We start from the raw sequence: 18,473 nt of genomic DNA, 5'->3' as shown, positions 1-18,473 counted from the left end.
ATATAGTTCACTAGCAATTTTAAATAGGGGGGGCAATTACGATGTACGAAACAAAAAATGTATTAGATGCATGGATTGCAATAGAGCAGTTTTCCGAAGGAGATATTGACTTAAAAGAAGGAGGAAATGTAAAGTATAAACAATTACCGACTTCATGTGAAAACTGGACTGTTTTTTTTACAAATAAATTAAATGAGCTTAAGGAACGTAAAAAACCATCAGAGAAAAAAGCAAAAAATATCGGCTTCACTATTTTCTTTGATGTTTTTAAATTTGATGATTTAATAAATGAGTTGTCTGATAAATTTGAGTTACCTGAAGAGTATAGAGACGATAGTAATTTGAAAAAATTTACGTACTGCGTATCGTTTATAACTAGTGATGATAGCTTCAAGTTAGTTGATGAATCTTTATTTTACACAATAAGCGGATATGCGCATAGGATGGAGAGTTTCCATCTAAAATTTCAAATGAAGAAGACGCTTTGAATAAGCGTTTGGCGGAATTATTTGAATATGATTTTGAAGAAGGGATGTCCAAGCTAATTGAGCAAGAGGCTAGTCTGTCCATTCAAAACTATTACGAAATTCAGGAAGATGTTACAAAAAGAGACCCATTTTTACACTCATTCTATATTAATGATTTAAATCTAGCAAAAGACAACGAGTCTGATACTATAAATCGCTACATATTTGGATTTTCGGGAAAAGAAACTAATTTAGATAGCAACAAGGAGAGTAAGTTATTTAATGTAAAAGATATTACCGAAATACTTGAACCTAAAAACTATCCATTAGGTCGTTTTCCATCTAATCCAGAGTGGGGGTTGTCGTTAATGCAACAAGTTGCTGTTAATGTAGCAATTAATGATACAAATAGAATTCTTGGTGTTAATGGGCCACCAGGAACAGGTAAGACAACACTTCTGAAGGACATTTTTGCTGAACTCGTTGTGCGTCAGGCATATGAAATATGCGAGCTAAACGATAAGCACTTAAAAGAAACCGCTACTTACTATAAGAGTGGTAAAATTGCTCAAATGCCGAATCATATAATGGATAAAAATATTTTGGTTGCGAGTTCTAATAATGGAGCAGTTCAAAATATTGTGAATGAACTTCCCCAGCAGGCACAAATTGATAAACAATTTCTGAACAGTATTCTAGATACTGATTATTTTACGAATAGTGAAAATTGGGGGATGTTTGCAATTGAAGGCGGAAAAAGTGAAAACCGTAAAAAAATGATCGAGACAGTAAAACAGATGACTAAAGTACTTAAGTCTTCTGATTTTAGTTCGAATGAAGATGTATATCAGAATTTTACTAAACAATATAATCTCGTGAATCAAATGCGCCATGATGCACAAAAAATAGCAGATATTCATAAGAGACTTCTTCCACTAGAAGATAAACTGAACCAGAAAACAACGAAATTTCAGCTTGAACTTTCTGAGAAGAAAATTGAGTTGAATGAAAAAATAACTCGAAACGAAGAGCTGGTCCAGGAGATTGATGATGCGATTGCATTAACAGAGCCTAAATTGCACTCTTTGGAAGTTGATAAAGCAAATATTTTGAGACAATTAGAATTTTCAAAATTGAACATGAGGGCTATAAAACAGCAAAAGCCGTTTATGCTTTGGTTATTAAAAATTATCAATCATAAATCTGTTCATACTTATTTGGAACAACTTTCAAGTGCTTCTAACTCTTTAACTGAGTTACTTGAGAATTTAAAAATTATTGAAGAGAGTCATAATAATGAATTAAAAGAGTTAAATAAAATGCAACATCTGAAGGAGAAATATGGTGAAGAAATAAAATCTTCTAATATTAAGTTCCTGACTTGGAAAGATGGAAGCAAGAAAAATATAAGTGAATTGAAATACAGAATAAGTTTATTGAAAGAAGAAATTAATGCGTCAAACGTTAAACCACTTGATTTGACACAAACATACCAAGATTTGCAACTCGATAATCCATGGTTTTCCGAAGCTTATCGCGTAGAACAAACAAACTTATTTATTGCCGCAATGGCTGTACGAAAACAGTTTCTATATGAAAATGTGAAAAGTTTGAATGGTAGTTGGCTAATTTGGAGTAAAATTCAGGATTATGCGACTCCAGAGAAGAAATATTTAATTACATGGGCGTGGAGTTGGATAAATTTTGCAATTCCAGTAATAAGCACCACATTTGCGAGCTTTGGTGGAATGTTTAGACATATGGGCATAGACTCAATAGCCAATCTATTTATTGATGAAGCTGGTCAAGCAACGCCACAGTCAGCGGTTGGGGCAATTATACGAAGCAAGCGAGTTATGGCGGTTGGTGATCCATCTCAGATAACTCCAGTAGTACCGTTGAGCAACGGTGTTATTGGACTAATTGCTTCTAGCTATACTGCTTCGGAAAATACTGTTAATGGATACTCATCAGTTCAAACCCACGTAGATAATGCAAGTCAATTTGGTTATCGAAAAACAGAAGAGGAATGGATTGGAATGCCATTGTGGGTGCATCGCCGCTGTTTAGACCCTATGTTTAGCATTTCAAACGAAATTTCTTATGGAGGACAGATGGTATTGCCCCCAAATATGGCTAATCCAGGAAAAGGAACTTGGATTGATATTGGAGGGAAATCAGATAACAAGTTTGTCAAGGAGCAAGCTGAGTTTCTTAAAGCTGAGATAAGTAGTAGACTTGAAAAAAGGGAAGAAGAGCAACCGAGCATTTACATAATATCTCCTTTTAAAAACGTAGTTATTCAATTACAAAAAGCGTTGCGAACAATTGGGTTTAAAAAATCAAATATAGGTACAGTTCATACGTTTCAGGGAAAAGAAGCAGATATTGTTTATCTTGTCTTAGGTGCAAGCATGGAAGAAATTGGTGCTGCTCGCTGGGCGGTTTCTGAACCAAACTTAATGAACGTGGCAGCTACACGCGCTAAGAAAGAATTCTATATCATTGGTGATAAGAAAATGTACAAATCACTTAACTCGGAAGTTGTAGAAAAAACTTTGGCCGTTCTTGATAAGACACCGCAGGTTAGTGATAAGTAAGAAGAATCATTGAACAGTTCCTACATTGGTTCGATGTCATTAAACTGGACAGCATTTATGAAATTAATCGAATAAATTCAAGTTCTTTTTCGTTAGGTGATAGCCAATCGCTGTACGAATGAGGTTTGAACGGATTGCAAAAATCATTGATATAGCTGAACCGGCATTTCTGTCAGTTTTCGGTTTCTAAAACGAACGTCGATTTGTTTCTTTTTGTTCAAGTATTTGAAAAATGATTCTATAACCGCGTTGTCCCAAGAATATGATTTATTTGAGAAGGATTGTACTACGTTATAGTCATCCATTACTTTTCTTACTTTGAAAGAGCGATGCTGTGAAACACGACTCGAATGGAAGAGTAATTCTCCTTGAGGATTTCTTGTATTGTACGCATCTTAGAAGACATTAAGTATTAAGGTCGAATTCATTCGATTAGAAAGCCTCCATGCAATGATTTTACGAGAATACAAATCCATAATCACACAAAGATAACGAAGTCCTTTAGGCGTTCTAATATAAGTAAAATCGCTAACCCATACTTTATTGGGTTCTGAAGGACTGAATTCTTGATTAAGAAAATTTATACACTCTTCATTATTAGTATGTTGAGAAGCTTTGAATGAAGGTTCACGATTTAAAAAGTTGTAGTAAGTAGAACGGTTAACATTTAGAGCTTTACAACGACGTGATATCTTGTGTTTTGATTAAAGGAACTTGATCGCTTCTAGTCGTTGTTTGGGTGGGGTGTGAATATGGCAATTATTTTTTTAGATGAGGTTTTCTTCTTTGAGTAATGCAATTTGTTTCTGAAGTTCTCTAACTTGTTAAGCGGTAAAAATCTCTCCATTATCTGTTTCGACTTCTGAATAGAGTTTAAATCATTTTACTGCCTATAGTACCAATCCAAAATGCGTCGAATCTAGGCGCCTTTTTTAATTGTTAAGGCTAACAAAAAAGCTAATAGGTGTTAATTTACATTATTTATCGTATAATGATAGACGATTAAATTTACAAACTTGAGGTGAAACAATGAAGAAAATTACATACCCAACTGAGGTGCTTGATGTCACGATTGATCACATTGATGAATATGGATATGGATACGCACGTTATACACATGCACCGGAAAAAGGATCGCAGGGAAGACGTTTGAATCTTTTTATTACAAATGTTGTTCCAGGAGATGTTGTTCGGGTGAGTGTTCCGAATGCGAAGGGTCGTGGAAAAGCTACACTAGCTTATGATACGTTGCTCCAACCCGGCCCAACTCGTAATATGGATGTCCCAATTGATGAATCAGTTTCGGGTGGAACACCGCTACAGTACATGCAATATGACGCACAACTCCAATTCAAAGAAAACATGGTAAAACAGTATTTGGATGAAGAGGGTTTTGATACATCATTGGTTCAACCGATCATTGGGATGAAACAACCGGAGCGTTATCGTAACAAGATGGAGTTAACGTTTGGTGTGAATGGCGAGTTAGGCATGACGCAACAAGGAAACTTCCGTAAAGTTATTGACCTTAAAGATTCAGTTTTGATGCCAGAAATCATGGTGGCAGTAAAACATACCGTCAGTGCTTGGCAACATAAATATGAGCTTGCTGGATACAATAAAGAAACAGAAACAGGTTTGCTGCGAAATCTCATGATGCGTTACTCATTCACAACCAAAGAGTTAATGGTTGTTTTCTATGCAACACAATCACCAGAGGATTTCCCAGAGGCAATCAAAGAACTTATCGAAATCATGACCACACAATTTGATTCATTGGTCAGTCTGCAATGGATTGAACATGCTGAAGCGGTAGAGCGTATCCAAGCCGATGCCGTTCACATCTTGCACGGTCGCGATTATTTGGTAGATGTCCTCAATGGCTTTAAATATCGAATTTGGCCTGATACTTTCTTTCAAGCAAATCCAGTCCAGGCAGAAAAACTTGTTGATTTGGCACTTGAGATGGCAGACGTGAATGATTCCATGAAGATGTTGGATCTATTCTGTGGTGTTGGGACATTTAGTTTACCGTTTGCAGCGAAAAGCCAATCGCTAGCTGGAATCGAAATTGTGGAAAACTCAATAATCTCGGCACGCCGTAATGCCCATGATAATGGTTTAGAGAATACCTTCTTTATGACAAGTGATGCCCGCAGTGGATTACCCAAACTGAAAGAAGAATGGGGACAACCGGATATTCTACTGTTAGATCCGCCGCGTAGTGGTGCTGGTGGAAAAGTAATGCGTAGTATCGGTCGTTTTGGTACTGATAAAGTGATCTATGTCTCATGTGCACCGAAAAGTTTAGCACAAGATATTAAGTCACTTCGAGATTTTGGATATGAACTGGTATCAGTTCAACCTGTTGATCAGTTTCCACATACTGCTCATGTTGAGACGGTTGTCTTACTTCAAAAAACACAAACTGCACAATAAACTAATAAAGAATTACAGGATGATGCGTCATGATTACGGATTTTTATCGCTAGACTCGTGTTCTTAAGAGACGCTTTGGTTTACTTTCTTCGTGAAAAAACGTATTATTAATGTATTGAGTCATTCATTTGTACAAAAACATTAGTAGATGAATAAGAGTGGTCACACTCTTTTCTTTTGGTCGGAATAATTACCAAAAGATATCACAATTAGAAAAGAAAGAGAAATTATGGAATTTAAAGAATTAGGAATTATGCCTGCAATCTTAAATGCACTGCAGGACACAGGCTATACACAGCCAACACCAATCCAAGAACAAACTATCCCGGTCACATTACAAGGTCGTGATGTTTTAGGACTGGCACAAACAGGAACAGGTAAAACTGCAGCGTTTGCCGTTCCAACACTGCAACTTCTTGCAACAAATCCGCGCAAAGATCGTCGTCGCCCAATTCGAGCTTTGGTTTTAACACCGACACGAGAACTAGGGATGCAAGTCTATGAAAGTTTTGAAACATACGGCCATCACCTTCCCCTCAAATCAACTGTCATCTTCGGTGGTGTTGGTCAAGGGAAACAGGTCAGCGCTTTGCGTGCGGGTGTCGATGTATTGGTTGCAACACCCGGGCGTTTGGTGGATTTAATCAATCAAGGTTATGTTGATCTATCATCAATTGAAATCTTTATTCTTGATGAAGCGGATCGAATGTTAGACATGGGGTTTATTCATGACATTCGTCGTTTAGTGAAATTACTGCCGAAAAAGAAACAAACACTCTTCTTCTCCGCAACAATGCCAAAAGAGATTACGGACATTGTGGACGGATTACTTGTTGATCCTGTTCATGTATCGGTAGCACCTGTATCATCAACCGTTGAGACCGTTACGCAAACAGTCCAATATGTTGATCAAGTCAATAAAATTCACTTGCTCGAAAGATTTACGAAAGCAAATCCTGGACCAGTGCTTGTATTTACACGAACAAAACGTGGTGCAGACCGTGTCGTCCGTGATTTGATGCGTCGTGGTGTTTCAGCACAAGCTATCCATGGCAATAAATCACAGAATGCGCGTCAAATGGCTTTAGATAATTTTAAAAACTATGAAACCCAAGTCTTGGTAGCAACGGATATTGCTGCACGAGGTATTGATATCAATGAATTAAACGATGTTATTAATTACGATATGCCGGATGTCCCAGAAACGTATGTACACCGGATTGGTCGTACTGGACGTGCGGGTCATAGTGGAAACTCCCTCTCATATGTAAGCTATAATGAGATTCCGTTGCTTAAAGACATCGAAGCATTGACGAAACAAAAAATAACAGTGCTTGAAAACCTCGACTTCCCGTTGGAAGACAAAACACCGAAGGCTAAACCAGGTCAAGGTGGTCGTAAGAGCGAAAAGAATCCAAGCAAACGCGATCTTGAACGCCAAGCAGCAAAACGTGCCAAGCGTCGTCGCTTTGATGATTCACCACGGGTAGAATCCGTAAAACCTGCCGCAAAAGATAATGCGCGTAAATCAAATAGAAAAACTGATCGTCGTTTCTCAGATAAACGTTTTGATGCAAAAGGTGAAAAAAAATATGACCGTCGTGACAGCCAACCCGCTAAACCGAAAAAAGTAAAAGGTACTGGAAAGCCGAAAGATCTCAATATGCGTGGGGAAGCCCGTACGAAAAATGCATCCCGCTCATTCGCAGAGAAACCATTCTATGCCGATCGTAAAAAAGGCAATGGCCCGAAACGAGGTAAACGTTAATGGATCCAAAACTTCGCAAGAATATTAAACCCGGACTCCGTGTGTTGGTCGTTCAAAAGCAAGACCAACGAACAGGTAAAACAACCGAAGGTGTTGTTCAACGTCTTCTGACAAACTCCGCAAATCATCCCCATGGGATTAAAGTCATGCTGGAAAGTGGTATTGTCGGCCGGGTTTGTGAAATCTTAGAATCGTAAAAGAAGGGATGCCACGGCATCTCTTTTAATGCGTTGGGTTAACTGCTTGAAAAAAAATAAAAAAAATGTAACAATAACACGCGAGAGTTACTCTAAAATACAAAGAATAGAAGCAACAGGCATGATGAAGTCCTGTTATGAGAGGATTTCCCCATGAACCATAATTTTTGGCAAGACTTGCCCAAACCATTTTTTATCTTAGCACCCATGGAAGACGTAACTGACGTGGTCTTTCGCCATGTTGTTGCGAAAGCAGCCCGTCCTGATGTTTTCTTTACAGAATTCACGAATAGCGAAAGTTATTGCCATGCCCAAGCACGTGATAGCTTGCGTGGCCGTCTCTTATTTACTGAAGATGAACAACCACTTGTTGCACATATTTGGGGTGATCGTCCTGAGTTTTTCCGTGAAATGAGTATTGGAATGGCAGAAATGGGATTCAAAGGTGTCGATATTAATATGGGATGTCCAGCGCCCAATGTTTTCAAACATGGTCGCGGATCAGGCCTTATTAAAAGACCAGAAGTCGCTGCAGAAATAATTCAAGCGGCTAAAGCTGGAGGGCTTCCTGTAAGTGTCAAAACACGTTTGGGAACATCCCGTGTTGAAGAATGGCGCGACTGGTTAACCCATATCTTTAAACAAGATATCGCGAATTTATCCATCCATTTACGAACGAAACGTGAGATGAGTCAAGTTGATGCACACTGGGAATTAATTCCAGAAATAAAAAAACTGCGTGACGAAATTGCACCGAATACCCTTCTAACAATTAATGGTGATATTCCCAACTACCAAGTTGGCATGGAGCTGGTAGAAAAATATGGTGTTGATGGGGTGATGATTGGTCGTGGTATTTTCCACAATCCATTTGCATTTGAAAAAGAGGCAAAAGATCACAGTCCGAAAGAACTCCTCGACCTCTTCCGTTTCCACTTAGATGAATTTGATAAATATGCCAAAGATGAACCAAGTGTGTTCAAACCACTGCGTCGCTTCTTTAAAATCTATGTTCGTGATTTTCCAGGAGCGAGCGATTTGCGTGTTCAACTCATGGAAACAACAACTGATGAAGCACGTGCAATGATTGATGCCTTTGAAGCATCACACGACTTCTTTTAAGCAATTAGAAACCTGTGAACTGTTATGTTCACAGGTTTTTCTTAATTATTAAGCTACAGTTAGAATAATTGCAATACAATAAAAGTATATGGTAGACTTCACATATAGACATAATCGGGGGATAAATATGAAGAAAATAATAGCATCAATGATGATGGTTTTACTCGTATTCGGAAGTGTTGGCAATACGAAAGCTCAAACGTCAGACTATGAAATTCCTGTCATTGAATATAAAACAAATTTGATAGCAGTAAGTAAAGGTGAAGAAGTTATTGTGGTAAATCCGCTTGTTGAGGATTCAGTCGCACTAAGCCCATCCAATCCGATCTTGACTGTGAAAAGACCAGAAGTCGTGAGTCCGATGGAAACGGTAGCGAACCCATTCTATCCGACACCTGCTGACGGGACGTATGCGTTCTATTACACGCTCATAACATTTACCAACGATACAGGAATGGCTTATTATGGCACAACAATAGATTATAACGAAATAGTCGCTGATGCCGACGCAAAGGGATTGGTCATAGATGGTGTTCGCGTCATGTATGCACTCGCACCAACAAACACAGTGACTTATACCTTGGTAAATGCTAATGGGAGTGAAGAAGTACTCTTAACCGAAACAATGACAGGACGTCATTTGTTGAGTTACTATGATGTGAGCGAGCCTGCAATGCAAATAGATGTTCCAGCGGATACGATGCCATTCAATAGTATTGTGGATGACTACATTGTAGTTGGCCCAGTTGGCGAAGCACCGATTGATTTTGTTGAAGGGGATCAAACATACAATGTTCAATTGCGCCAACCTGTTAATACATTTAAGTTTGTTGATGAAGAGGGTAATACATTGATGGAAGATGTCACCATCACAGGTAAAGTTGCAAGTGCCTATGAGATACTCGCACCAAAGATTGATGGTTATAAATTAAAAGCAGGCAATATTTTAAGTGGTATTTATGAGCGTGTTGATCGCGAATATACGATTGTCTTCGAGAAGGATGCTGTAAAACCAGTCGATCCCGTCAAGCCAGTTGATCCTGTCAAGCCAGTTGATCCTGTTAAGCCAGTTGATCCTGTTAAGCCAGTTGATCCTGTTAAGCCAGTTGAACCAGTTAAGCCAGTGGAGCCTGTGAAACCAGTTGAACCAGTTAAACCGGTAACGCCAAAGCAACCGCAAGAGACGCTTCCTAAGACAGGAATGAGTGATAAACTCTTTAATATTGGAGTCACACTCGCTATTGTCGGTGTAGGAATCGTCATTTATAAAAAATGTGAATCATAAAATAAGCTCGGTTTATCCGAGTTCTTTTATGCACGGCAGTGGCTTGAATTTCCAATTTATTTTATAATGTTGCAAATGGAGGCGATATCTATGACCTATGAAGAAACGATGGAATTCCTTAAAACACATGCAAGTTCCTCTCGGCGCAAATCAATGATAAAACAAGGAGCACCTGAAACGACATTGGGTGTGACTTTGGGTCCTATCCGAAAACTTGCAAAGACAATTGGAATGGATCATGAACTGTCACTGCAGTTATGGGAAAGTGATATCGTGGATGCGCAACTTTTAGCAGTGATGCTTATGGATCCTAGCCAAATATCGGTAGCATTAGCACTCTCAATGATTGATCAAGCGACCTACGAACCGTTGCAAGATGATCTCTTGTTTCGAACTCTTGTAGCAATTCCAGATTCTGAAGCCTTGAAAAAAGAACTTAAAGAAGATGCACGAGATGCATTTGGACGCGCATACTGGAGTATGGTTGTGCATGAAATCGGTCATGATAAAACGTTAAAGGCAGATCGAATAGCGGTCATATTGGACACAATTGAAGCCGGACTTGTAGTAGCTTCACCACAAACACAGTGGATGATGAATCGGGCGTTGAGTGAAATTGGATTTCGCTTTGCCGATTACACGCAAAGATGCATTACGATTGGCGAATCGTTAGGGGTATATCGTGATATGAAGGTGGCGCCAGGATGTACTTCAGCGTATGCTCCAGCGTGGATCGAAGCGGTCCTAAGTCGAAAACGAAAATAAAGAGCTAAAAGAGACATTGCTGATTCTTAGGCAATGTCTTAAGTTGAGTTTAAATAGACGGATAGCAAAAAGGGATAAAACTTCGAAAATTATCCCTTTTTCTTTGTCCAATATGGCAAAAGCGTTCTAAACTCGTGGAAATTATAATTAGAGTACAAGGAGTATAGTCGCAAGCCTATACAAAGTCATGGTGATACTTATGAGTCAGATACACAAACTACCCGCAACGCCCCACACGGTACATTGGGGATATTATGACAAGAGTTGGCAACCAGCGCTTGTAGTGAAATCAGGAGATATAGTAGAAATTGAAGCAATATGCCACCAATCAGGAGACGCCCCCGAACTCTTGATGGATGAAGCAATTGCTGCAATTTATGATGCGTTTCCAGATCGGAATATGGGAGATCATATCGTAACGGGACCAATTTATATCGAAGGTGCAGAACCTGGGGATGTGTTGGAGGCAAAAATACTTGACCTTCAACCTCGGATGCCTTACGGTTCAAACGTTCTTGCGAATTGGGGAGAATTGGCAGATGCATTTGACCAAACAGAATACATCTACATCTATAAAATCAATGAAGATGGGGTAACTGCATCTCCAGAATTTATGTATACATACCCTGGAAAGATTGAAAAACCAGGACAAATTCGTTATGAATCTGAAGTTGAGCGAATCGCAGTCACAGACGCCGTCAAGATTCCGCTTAACTTACATTTCGGGATTGCCGGAGTCACGCCGAAAGAGACAGGTAAAGTAGACACAACCCATCCCAAGTATTTCGGTGGGAATGTTGATAATAAAAATTTTGTAGTGGGAACGTCCATGTACTATGAAGTCAACAATCCCGGCGCTGGTTTTTATGTTGGCGATAGTCATTTTGCGCAAGGTGATGCCGAACTTAGTGGAACAGCGATTGAAGGCAGTGTTAATGGCCGGATTCAACTCATTCTTCATAAAAACATGAAATTAAAAGAGAATCCAGTATTAGAAACTGATACGCATTGGATGGTCCACGGATTTGATGCAGATTTAGATAAAGCAACACACCAAGCAGCCCTAGAAGGTGTTGCATTCTTAGCCCAACACTACGGTGTATCACGCACCCTGGCATACTCAATTTTAAGTGTTCATGCTGATTTTCATATTAGCCAAGTCGCAAATGGTGTGAAAGGTGTCCATTGTCGGATTCGAAAAGACATCTTCCAGTAATACAGGCCTGGAATGGTCTTAGATTTATTTTTAAACACGCAAAATTGCGTGTTTTTTTCTAAGATAGGTTATAATACGTACAAGAGGTATAAATATGACATCATTCAATAAATTTGGACTGGATCCAAAAACATTACAAGCACTAGAAACATTAGGCTATACAGAGCCAACAGACGTACAATTAGAAACGATACAACCCATTCTTGATAAACGTGATGTACTCATTAAATCACAAACTGGGAGTGGAAAAACGGCAGCATTTGGTATTCCGGTTGTCGACAGAACATCCTGGGATATTCGAACACCACAAACCATTGTCTTAACACCAACCCGTGAACTTGCATTACAAGTTCGTGATGAACTGACAAATATTGGACGCAATAAACGGCTAAAAGTCCAAGCGGTTTATGGTAAGGACTCATTTGAACATCAACGCCGTGACTTGGCACAACGAACACATATTGTGGTGGCAACACCCGGTCGTCTTTTTGATCACTTAACACAAGAAACAATCAATGTTTCTGAAGTAACAACAGTTGTCTTAGATGAAGCAGATGAAATGCTCAGTATGGGTTTCTTAGAACAAATTGATGATGTTTTACAATATATGCCAGAGGGAATCCAAATTATCCTATTATCAGCGACATTCCCTGAAGCAATTAAGACATTTGCAGAAAGTATTCTGCACGATCCAATCACCGTCAGCATTGATGCCCAAAATGATGTAAGCACACGGATTGTGCAAGAGGCATACACCGTCGATGAAGCAGATAAAATTGCGCTCCTTGAATCCGTGTTAATTGTAAAAAATCCGGATCATGGTCTCATCTTCGCAAACACCAAAGAAAAAGTAGATCAGATTGAATCACAACTTCAAGAAGCAGGAGTTGATATTCGCAAACTTCATGGTGGCATGGATCAAAAAGAGCGCACAAAAACAATTCATGCATTTAAGACGGGTCAATTCCGCTTCTTAGTTGCGACAGACGTTGCATCACGCGGTCTTGATATTGATGATGTGAAGATTGTCGTAAACTTTGATACACCACATCATTTGGAAACATACACCCACCGTATTGGCCGTACGGCACGCTTAGATAAAGAGGGACTTGCCGTTTCGTTATTGAGCCGTGATGATCAATATTGGATTCAAGAAAATGGCACGGACTCAATGTATGAAATCCTTGATATGAAACATCCGAGTGCGTCACTAGTAGAAGCACGTAAAGAAATGTTCCTAAATAAACAGAATCGAAAACAAAAACCACGCAAAACAAAGGGTGCGAATTTTGATGCCGAAATTATGAAGCTCCATATCCGTGGTGGAAAAAACCAAAAAATTCGTCCTGGAGACATTGTTGGTGCAATCACAAGCCTTGCAGGAATGAATGCGGATGATATTGGCGTTATTTCAGTGTTGGAAGATTCTTCGTATGTTGATATTCATAATGGTAAAGGCGAGCAAGTTCTCAAACATCTTAAAACACATTCTATAAAAGGGAAACCACGCCGCGTTCAAAAAGCGGTCAACGCGTCCTTACGATAATATGTATACGCCTGTTCAAATACCTACGTATCTTCATGATACCTTCTCTAAATATATTAATTACTACGAAACCGAATTGCCGTCATTCGATGCGTGGGTTATTTGTATGTGGCATTTTCATCAAGTCAAGCCAATACCTAAAGGCCATTCCGTTACAAATATCATTGTTGCGGATGCCTGTATAGATTGTATTGTTGATCAAAAAAACCAGACAATCTTTTTGTCTGGTTTATCGACGATGTATCATGATGTCATTACCGAACACCCGGGTGATTCATTTGGTATCAGAATGCGTCCAGGGGCTGCACACGCGCTTTTTGATATCCATGCAACCGAAGCCATGGATAAAACGTTTGACGTGACAGACCGTCTAGTAGACTCATCATTTTGGAGTCTTAGTTCTCAAGAACAAGAAGGCGTGCTCACAACAAGTCTTGAAGCACTAAGTATCGAAACAACCTCGCATCAAGCACTCGAATGGTTTGAGGTACTTTTCAATGATCTTTACTTGAGTAGTGTGGATGCAATTTCAGCACATTTTGGTTATAGCTCCAAGCATATGAATCGTCTGTTCCTCCAATATTATGGAATGAACGTTAAGGCAGTGGTGATGGTTATCCGAATGCAAAAAGCGCTGTCTCATCTAATCAATGACCCCTTCGAAGCGTTAACGACATTAGCATTAGAGATGGGCTACTACGATCAATCCCATTTCATCAATGACTTAAAGCTAAATTTAGGAATGACTCCTTACGCCGTATTAAAACGGCTTGAAGATGTCCATTTTTTCCAATAGAATTTAATAGTAATCTGCGATACTAATATTAAGGAGGAAAACGATGAAACTAGAACGAATGACACCGAATTTAATGGTAAGCAGCATTGAACAAAGCATTCACTTTTATCATAATACGCTTGGATTTGACGTTGTGGATCGTGTCGAAAATAATTTTGTCATTTTGGGGCGTGACGATGTCTTGATTATGATGGAATCAATGGAAGCAATGGTCCAGGAGTATCCAGTACTCAAACATGACGCCCTAAAGGCTAGTATTGCGCTCTATTTTCGATTTGATGACATTGAGGCACTTGTAGCAACCTTAAAGGAAAAAGGCTATCAAATGCCAGATATCTATGAAACGTTTTATGGAACGTTGGAAACTTATTTAGTTGATCCGGATGGTTATGTATTGACACTCTCAGGTGAAAGACAATGAGCCCGCAAGCAGTAAAAGCGCTTTGTGAATCATTTCCAAGTGCGCGATTTGAGTTTAAAATAGAGTGGGAAACGGAAGTCGCACTGGTAACGGATAAGTTATTTGCGATTCACGGTTTTGACAAAGAAAACTATCGTATACTTACATTAAAAGCGAAGCCAGAAGATGGTGAATACTTGCGTCAGAATTATGAAAATATTATTACGGCAGGATATCACATGAATAAACGCCATTGGATATCCGTGCGGTTAGACGAAATCAATGATGATGAATTGGTACGAAAGCTTGCGAGAGACTCATACACACTTATTGTGGATAAGTTACCGCGTCGCATCAAGGATACCTTGTAAAAAGAGAGATTCCCAATACGGAAATCTCTCTTTTCTTTATAGTGTTGTTATTCTTTTGTGTTTGCAAGAAGGCGTAAGCCATTAAAGATAACGACTAAAGTACTTCCTTCGTGGACAATAACGCCTAAAGGTAACGACATCATTCCAAATATATTAAAGATAACTAAAGTTACAACAACGAGCATTGAGAACCAGATGTTTTGCATAACAATCTTATCAAGGCGTTTGGAAACACGGTGTGCATACGCGAAGTTCGTCATATCATTTTGCATGAGAACGGCATCTGCAACATCGATTGCGATATCAGTACCATCACCCATCGCGACTCCAATATCTGCTTTAACAAGAGCTGGTGCGTCATTGACACCATCCCCAAGCATGGCGACAACACCATATTTTGCTTGTAATGATTCAACAATTGCTGATTTGTTTTCAGGTAAGACATTTCCAATAACTTCATCAATTCCGATTTGACGTCCGACAGCTTGACCAGTCAGTTCGGAATCACCAGTAATCATGACTGTATGAATTCCTTGGCTGCGTAAGTATTTGACAACAGCAACTGATTTTTCATTTGGAACATCCATCATCGCAATCATTCCCACGACGAGATCATCAGCGGAGAAATATACAACCGTCTTACCATCATTTGAGTAGCGGTCATTGTGATCGTCGATTGATTCTGGAACATTATCAAATGATTCGGGTTTTCCAATTCGGTAGAGCACCCCTTCATGACGGGAAACAAGTCCTTTTCCAATAATATTCTCAACTTCAAGCTCATAATCGTATGTAGCTGAGTAGTAATTTAAAATTGCATTTGCTAATGGATGGTTTGCTGTTTTCTCCATTGCAACAATCACGTCTTCATAGAGTGTCATTGTTTCTTGATCAATGTCTTCTGTAAAGTAAATATCTGTTACAACAGGTTTACCAGCTGTTAAAGTACCCGTTTTATCGAAAGCAACAGCTTTCACTTCACTAAGGTTTGATAAGTATGATCCACCTTTGAAAAGAACACCGCGTTTGGCTAAGTTTGAAATTGCGGATAGTGTAGCAGGAATTGCGGCTGCGGCGAGCGCACAAGGCGAAGCAACAGTTAAGAAGACCATGCCTCGATAGAAGCTAACATCCCATCCCCAACCCAATACAAAGGTACCAAGTAAGATAAAAATCGGAACAATAATCAGAACCGCAGTAACATAAAGGGGTTCGAGCTCTTTAATTTTTGTAGCAGTTTTAGATAAGTTAGATTGTGATTGGTTTACCAATTCGACAATTTTAGCGAAAACAGTGTCGGAGCTATCTTTTGTAACTTCCATGATAAATGTCGAATTCCCGTTAATAGTACTTCCAAAGACGGTGTCCCCAGTTGTTTTTTCGCGGGGAATGCTTTCTCCATTAATGGATGATTCATCAATAGTAGCAACACCTGAAATGATTACGCCATCTGTTGCGATTTGATCGCCATTCAAGACTTGGAGCTGATCACCAATTTTTAAGGCGTCAACTGCAACGATTTCAATACTACCATCAGCAAGCATGCGACGAGCTTCTGTTGGATTCATCTTGAGAAGATTTGTAATCTCGCGTTTACTTCTATTTTCTGCATAGTCTTCAAGGAAGTGTGCTGCAGCAAAGATAACAATAAGTAATGCGCCTTCTTCAAAATTTCCAATTAATGATGCTCCGAATGCAGCAAGGGTCATTAAAATATGGATGTTAGGTGCAAATTTCTTTAAACGTCGCGTTTCCGTAAATGTTTCTCCAAAGCCTTCAAAAATAATGTGGTATCCTGATGCCAACATTGCTACGAAGTAGAATGAATTTTGTAATATTCCGGCTTGCAAGAATAATGCGCCGATGAAAAATGCCAATCCGATAAAGAACATAACGACCGGTAGTTTTCCATGGTTGTGTTCATGTCCGTGGTTGTGATCATGGTTATGATCGTGTCCGTGTTCATGTGAATGTTTGTGAGCCATATGTTTAACTCCTTACATATGAGTGTGTGTTCATATGTTCATTATAAACGATGATATTGGAAATTGCAACTTTTCTCGAAAATCTGTTAAAAGTTTTTCATAATCAATGAAAAGCATCGGGTTAAAATCGCGAGTATGCTATAATATATAAGAATTTAACAAACAAATTTAAGATTGGAGATTATGACATATGGGAATGAATAAAGAATGGAATGATGTAAAGCTTTTCCACGAAAAGTTTAACCATCCCGTTGCCGATAAACCTACATTCATGGCAAAAGAACGTGCAGAAAAACGTTATAAGTGGATGCTTGAGGAAATTAATGAATTCTTGGAAGCCGATGAAATTGTTGAACAAGCTGATGCAATGATTGATACAATCTATTTTGCGCTGGGAACATTGGTTGAAATGGGCGTTGAGCCGGAAACATTATTTGAAATAGTTCAGCATGCAAATATGTCGAAACTTTGGGAGGATGGGAAACCTCACTATAATGAAGACGGGAAAACGATTAAACCACAAGGTTGGGAAGATCCCCATCCAAAATTAAAAGACGCAATCGAAAAAATGAAATAATCATAAACCAGCATTGCATCGCAATGTTGGTTTTGTTGCATAGGGAGGTAAGGCAATGATTAAATTAATAGCAAGTGATATTGATGGAACTCTAATAAACAGCAATCATGAAGTGAGTGATTACACCAAAAAGATTATTCATGAAGCGCGAAAACAAGGAATACAGTTTGCGTTAGCAACCGGTCGTGATCATGAAAGTGCCAGTGGTATTGCACGACAACTGGGTATTGAAGGTGATGATACAGCTATCATCTGCTTAAACGGACTCCGTGTGGATAATGATACACGAGATTATCATTATCATGCACCGACCATGACCTATGAAGATTGCGAGCTAAAAGAAGCAATCGGAAATAAATATTTTATGGGTGTACTCTATTGCTTTGAGGACAAAATCTATTATCATATGGATGATGTAGCATTCCAAGATTACCAATTGGGGATTTCGGAACAACAATTTAAATTCTTTAACGAATCTCTCAACGCTGAAAAAATTACAGGATTAAAAGATATTAAACATCTCTTTGAAACAGGACATCAAATTCTAAAAATGGTTTATATTCAAAATGGCGATTATACCGAATTGGTAAAAGAACGCATTGCGAAAGAATTTGACTCCCGATACAATTTGTTAATTGTTGGAGATGGATGGGCAGAAATTATGCCGCGTTCAGTGAATAAAGGAGATGCCATTCTAAACTATGCTGCTTCTTTAGGCATCAAACCAGAGGAAGTCATGACATTTGGTGATAGTGACAATGATCTGACGATGATCGCTAAAGCCGGATGTGGTGTCGCCATGGCTAATGCCCGCGAGAATCTCAAAACGATTGCAGATGCAATTACACTTTCAAATGATGAAGATGGTGTAGCAGATTATATTGCCAAACATGTGCTTCATCAATAATAAAAAACGCCGTGATCAGTCATGGCGTTTTT

The 18,473-nt window shown here is 39.0% G+C and carries 17 protein-coding genes; 15 read left to right on the top strand and 2 right to left on the bottom strand.

The annotated features are described in order from the left end of the window. Positions 1-41: 41 nt before the first annotated feature. Both GVV22_RS04525 and GVV22_RS04520 read left to right on the top strand, forming a co-directional pair. Positions 42-488 carry a hypothetical protein gene (locus GVV22_RS04525; protein ID WP_159648960.1) on the top strand — a complete coding sequence of 149 codons (447 nt, stop codon included), beginning with the start codon at positions 42-44 and terminating at the stop codon, positions 486-488. After that, positions 485-3,067: a DEAD/DEAH box helicase gene (locus GVV22_RS04520; protein ID WP_159648959.1), complete on the top strand. Its 2,583-nt coding sequence runs from the start codon at positions 485-487 to the stop codon at positions 3,065-3,067. The genes GVV22_RS04525 and GVV22_RS04520 overlap by 4 nt, the downstream gene beginning before the upstream one ends. Positions 3,068-3,462: 395 nt before the next feature. On the opposite strand, the gene GVV22_RS11170 is transcribed toward GVV22_RS04520, so the two are convergent. After that, on the bottom strand, positions 3,463-3,651 hold the full coding sequence (locus GVV22_RS11170) for a DDE-type integrase/transposase/recombinase (protein WP_419178508.1): 189 nt from the start codon (positions 3,649-3,651) through the stop codon (positions 3,463-3,465). Between the two features lie 445 nt (positions 3,652-4,096). Here GVV22_RS11170 and rlmD point away from each other — a divergent pair, with 445 nt between their 5' ends. From rlmD to GVV22_RS04460, 11 genes are all read left to right on the top strand, one after another. After that, a complete protein-coding gene (rlmD, locus tag GVV22_RS04510) occupies positions 4,097-5,506 on the top strand; it encodes a 23S rRNA (uracil(1939)-C(5))-methyltransferase RlmD (protein WP_159648958.1) in 1,410 nt (469 codons plus the stop codon). A 229-nt stretch (positions 5,507-5,735) separates the two neighbouring features. Continuing rightward, positions 5,736-7,274 (top strand): DEAD/DEAH box helicase, encoded by a 1,539-nt coding sequence (locus tag GVV22_RS04505; RefSeq protein ID WP_159648957.1) that lies wholly within the window; start codon positions 5,736-5,738, stop codon positions 7,272-7,274. Further along, on the top strand, positions 7,274-7,471 hold the full coding sequence (locus GVV22_RS04500; RefSeq protein ID WP_159648956.1) for a YwbE family protein: 198 nt from the start codon (positions 7,274-7,276) through the stop codon (positions 7,469-7,471). The genes GVV22_RS04505 and GVV22_RS04500 overlap by 1 nt, the downstream gene beginning before the upstream one ends. 153 nt (positions 7,472-7,624) lie before the next feature. Continuing rightward, the gene (locus GVV22_RS04495; RefSeq protein ID WP_159648955.1) at positions 7,625-8,593 is read left to right on the top strand and encodes a tRNA dihydrouridine synthase; all 969 of its coding nucleotides are present in this window, start codon (positions 7,625-7,627) and stop codon (positions 8,591-8,593) included. Between the two features lie 127 nt (positions 8,594-8,720). Next, positions 8,721-9,878, top strand: coding sequence for a MucBP domain-containing protein (locus tag GVV22_RS10965; protein ID WP_201290687.1), 1,158 nt, complete (start codon positions 8,721-8,723; stop codon positions 9,876-9,878). A 90-nt stretch (positions 9,879-9,968) separates the two neighbouring features. Then, positions 9,969-10,643 (top strand): DNA alkylation repair protein, encoded by a 675-nt coding sequence (locus GVV22_RS04485; protein ID WP_159648954.1) that lies wholly within the window; start codon positions 9,969-9,971, stop codon positions 10,641-10,643. Positions 10,644-10,842: 199 nt separating this feature from the next. Continuing rightward, positions 10,843-11,859 (top strand): acetamidase/formamidase family protein, encoded by a 1,017-nt coding sequence (locus GVV22_RS04480; protein WP_159648953.1) that lies wholly within the window; start codon positions 10,843-10,845, stop codon positions 11,857-11,859. A 94-nt stretch (positions 11,860-11,953) separates the two neighbouring features. Then, positions 11,954-13,405: a DEAD/DEAH box helicase gene (locus GVV22_RS04475; protein WP_159648952.1), complete on the top strand. Its 1,452-nt coding sequence runs from the start codon at positions 11,954-11,956 to the stop codon at positions 13,403-13,405. Between the two features lies 1 nt (position 13,406). After that, the gene (locus GVV22_RS04470) at positions 13,407-14,201 is read left to right on the top strand and encodes a helix-turn-helix domain-containing protein (RefSeq protein ID WP_328603015.1); all 795 of its coding nucleotides are present in this window, start codon (positions 13,407-13,409) and stop codon (positions 14,199-14,201) included. 43 nt (positions 14,202-14,244) lie between these two features. Beyond that, positions 14,245-14,622 carry a VOC family protein gene (locus GVV22_RS04465; protein WP_159648950.1) on the top strand — a complete coding sequence of 126 codons (378 nt, stop codon included), beginning with the start codon at positions 14,245-14,247 and terminating at the stop codon, positions 14,620-14,622. After that, positions 14,619-14,972 (top strand): MmcQ/YjbR family DNA-binding protein, encoded by a 354-nt coding sequence (locus tag GVV22_RS04460; protein ID WP_159648949.1) that lies wholly within the window; start codon positions 14,619-14,621, stop codon positions 14,970-14,972. The genes GVV22_RS04465 and GVV22_RS04460 overlap by 4 nt, the downstream gene beginning before the upstream one ends. Before the next feature lie 47 nt (positions 14,973-15,019). Here the strand turns inward: GVV22_RS04460 and GVV22_RS04455 are convergent, their stop codons facing one another. Next, the gene (locus GVV22_RS04455; RefSeq protein WP_159648948.1) at positions 15,020-16,957 is read right to left on the bottom strand and encodes a heavy metal translocating P-type ATPase; all 1,938 of its coding nucleotides are present in this window, start codon (positions 16,955-16,957) and stop codon (positions 15,020-15,022) included. A gap of 190 nt (positions 16,958-17,147) precedes the next feature. Between GVV22_RS04455 and GVV22_RS04450 the strand changes: the two genes are divergently transcribed. Together GVV22_RS04450 and GVV22_RS04445 are read left to right on the top strand one after the other, a co-directional pair. Continuing rightward, positions 17,148-17,534, top strand: coding sequence for an HAD family hydrolase (locus tag GVV22_RS04450; protein ID WP_159648947.1), 387 nt, complete (start codon positions 17,148-17,150; stop codon positions 17,532-17,534). A gap of 55 nt (positions 17,535-17,589) precedes the next feature. Beyond that, entirely contained in the window at positions 17,590-18,441 is an 852-nt protein-coding gene (locus tag GVV22_RS04445) for a Cof-type HAD-IIB family hydrolase (RefSeq protein WP_159648946.1), read from the top strand. The last annotated feature ends 32 nt before the right edge of the window (positions 18,442-18,473 follow it).

Origin of the sequence: Erysipelothrix aquatica (assembly GCF_009828825.1) — a bacterium.
In the GTDB taxonomy this organism is placed as follows: domain Bacteria; phylum Bacillota_I; class Bacilli_A; order Erysipelotrichales; family Erysipelotrichaceae; genus Erysipelothrix; species Erysipelothrix aquatica_A.
This window is presented reverse-complemented; position numbering and strand designations above follow the sequence as displayed.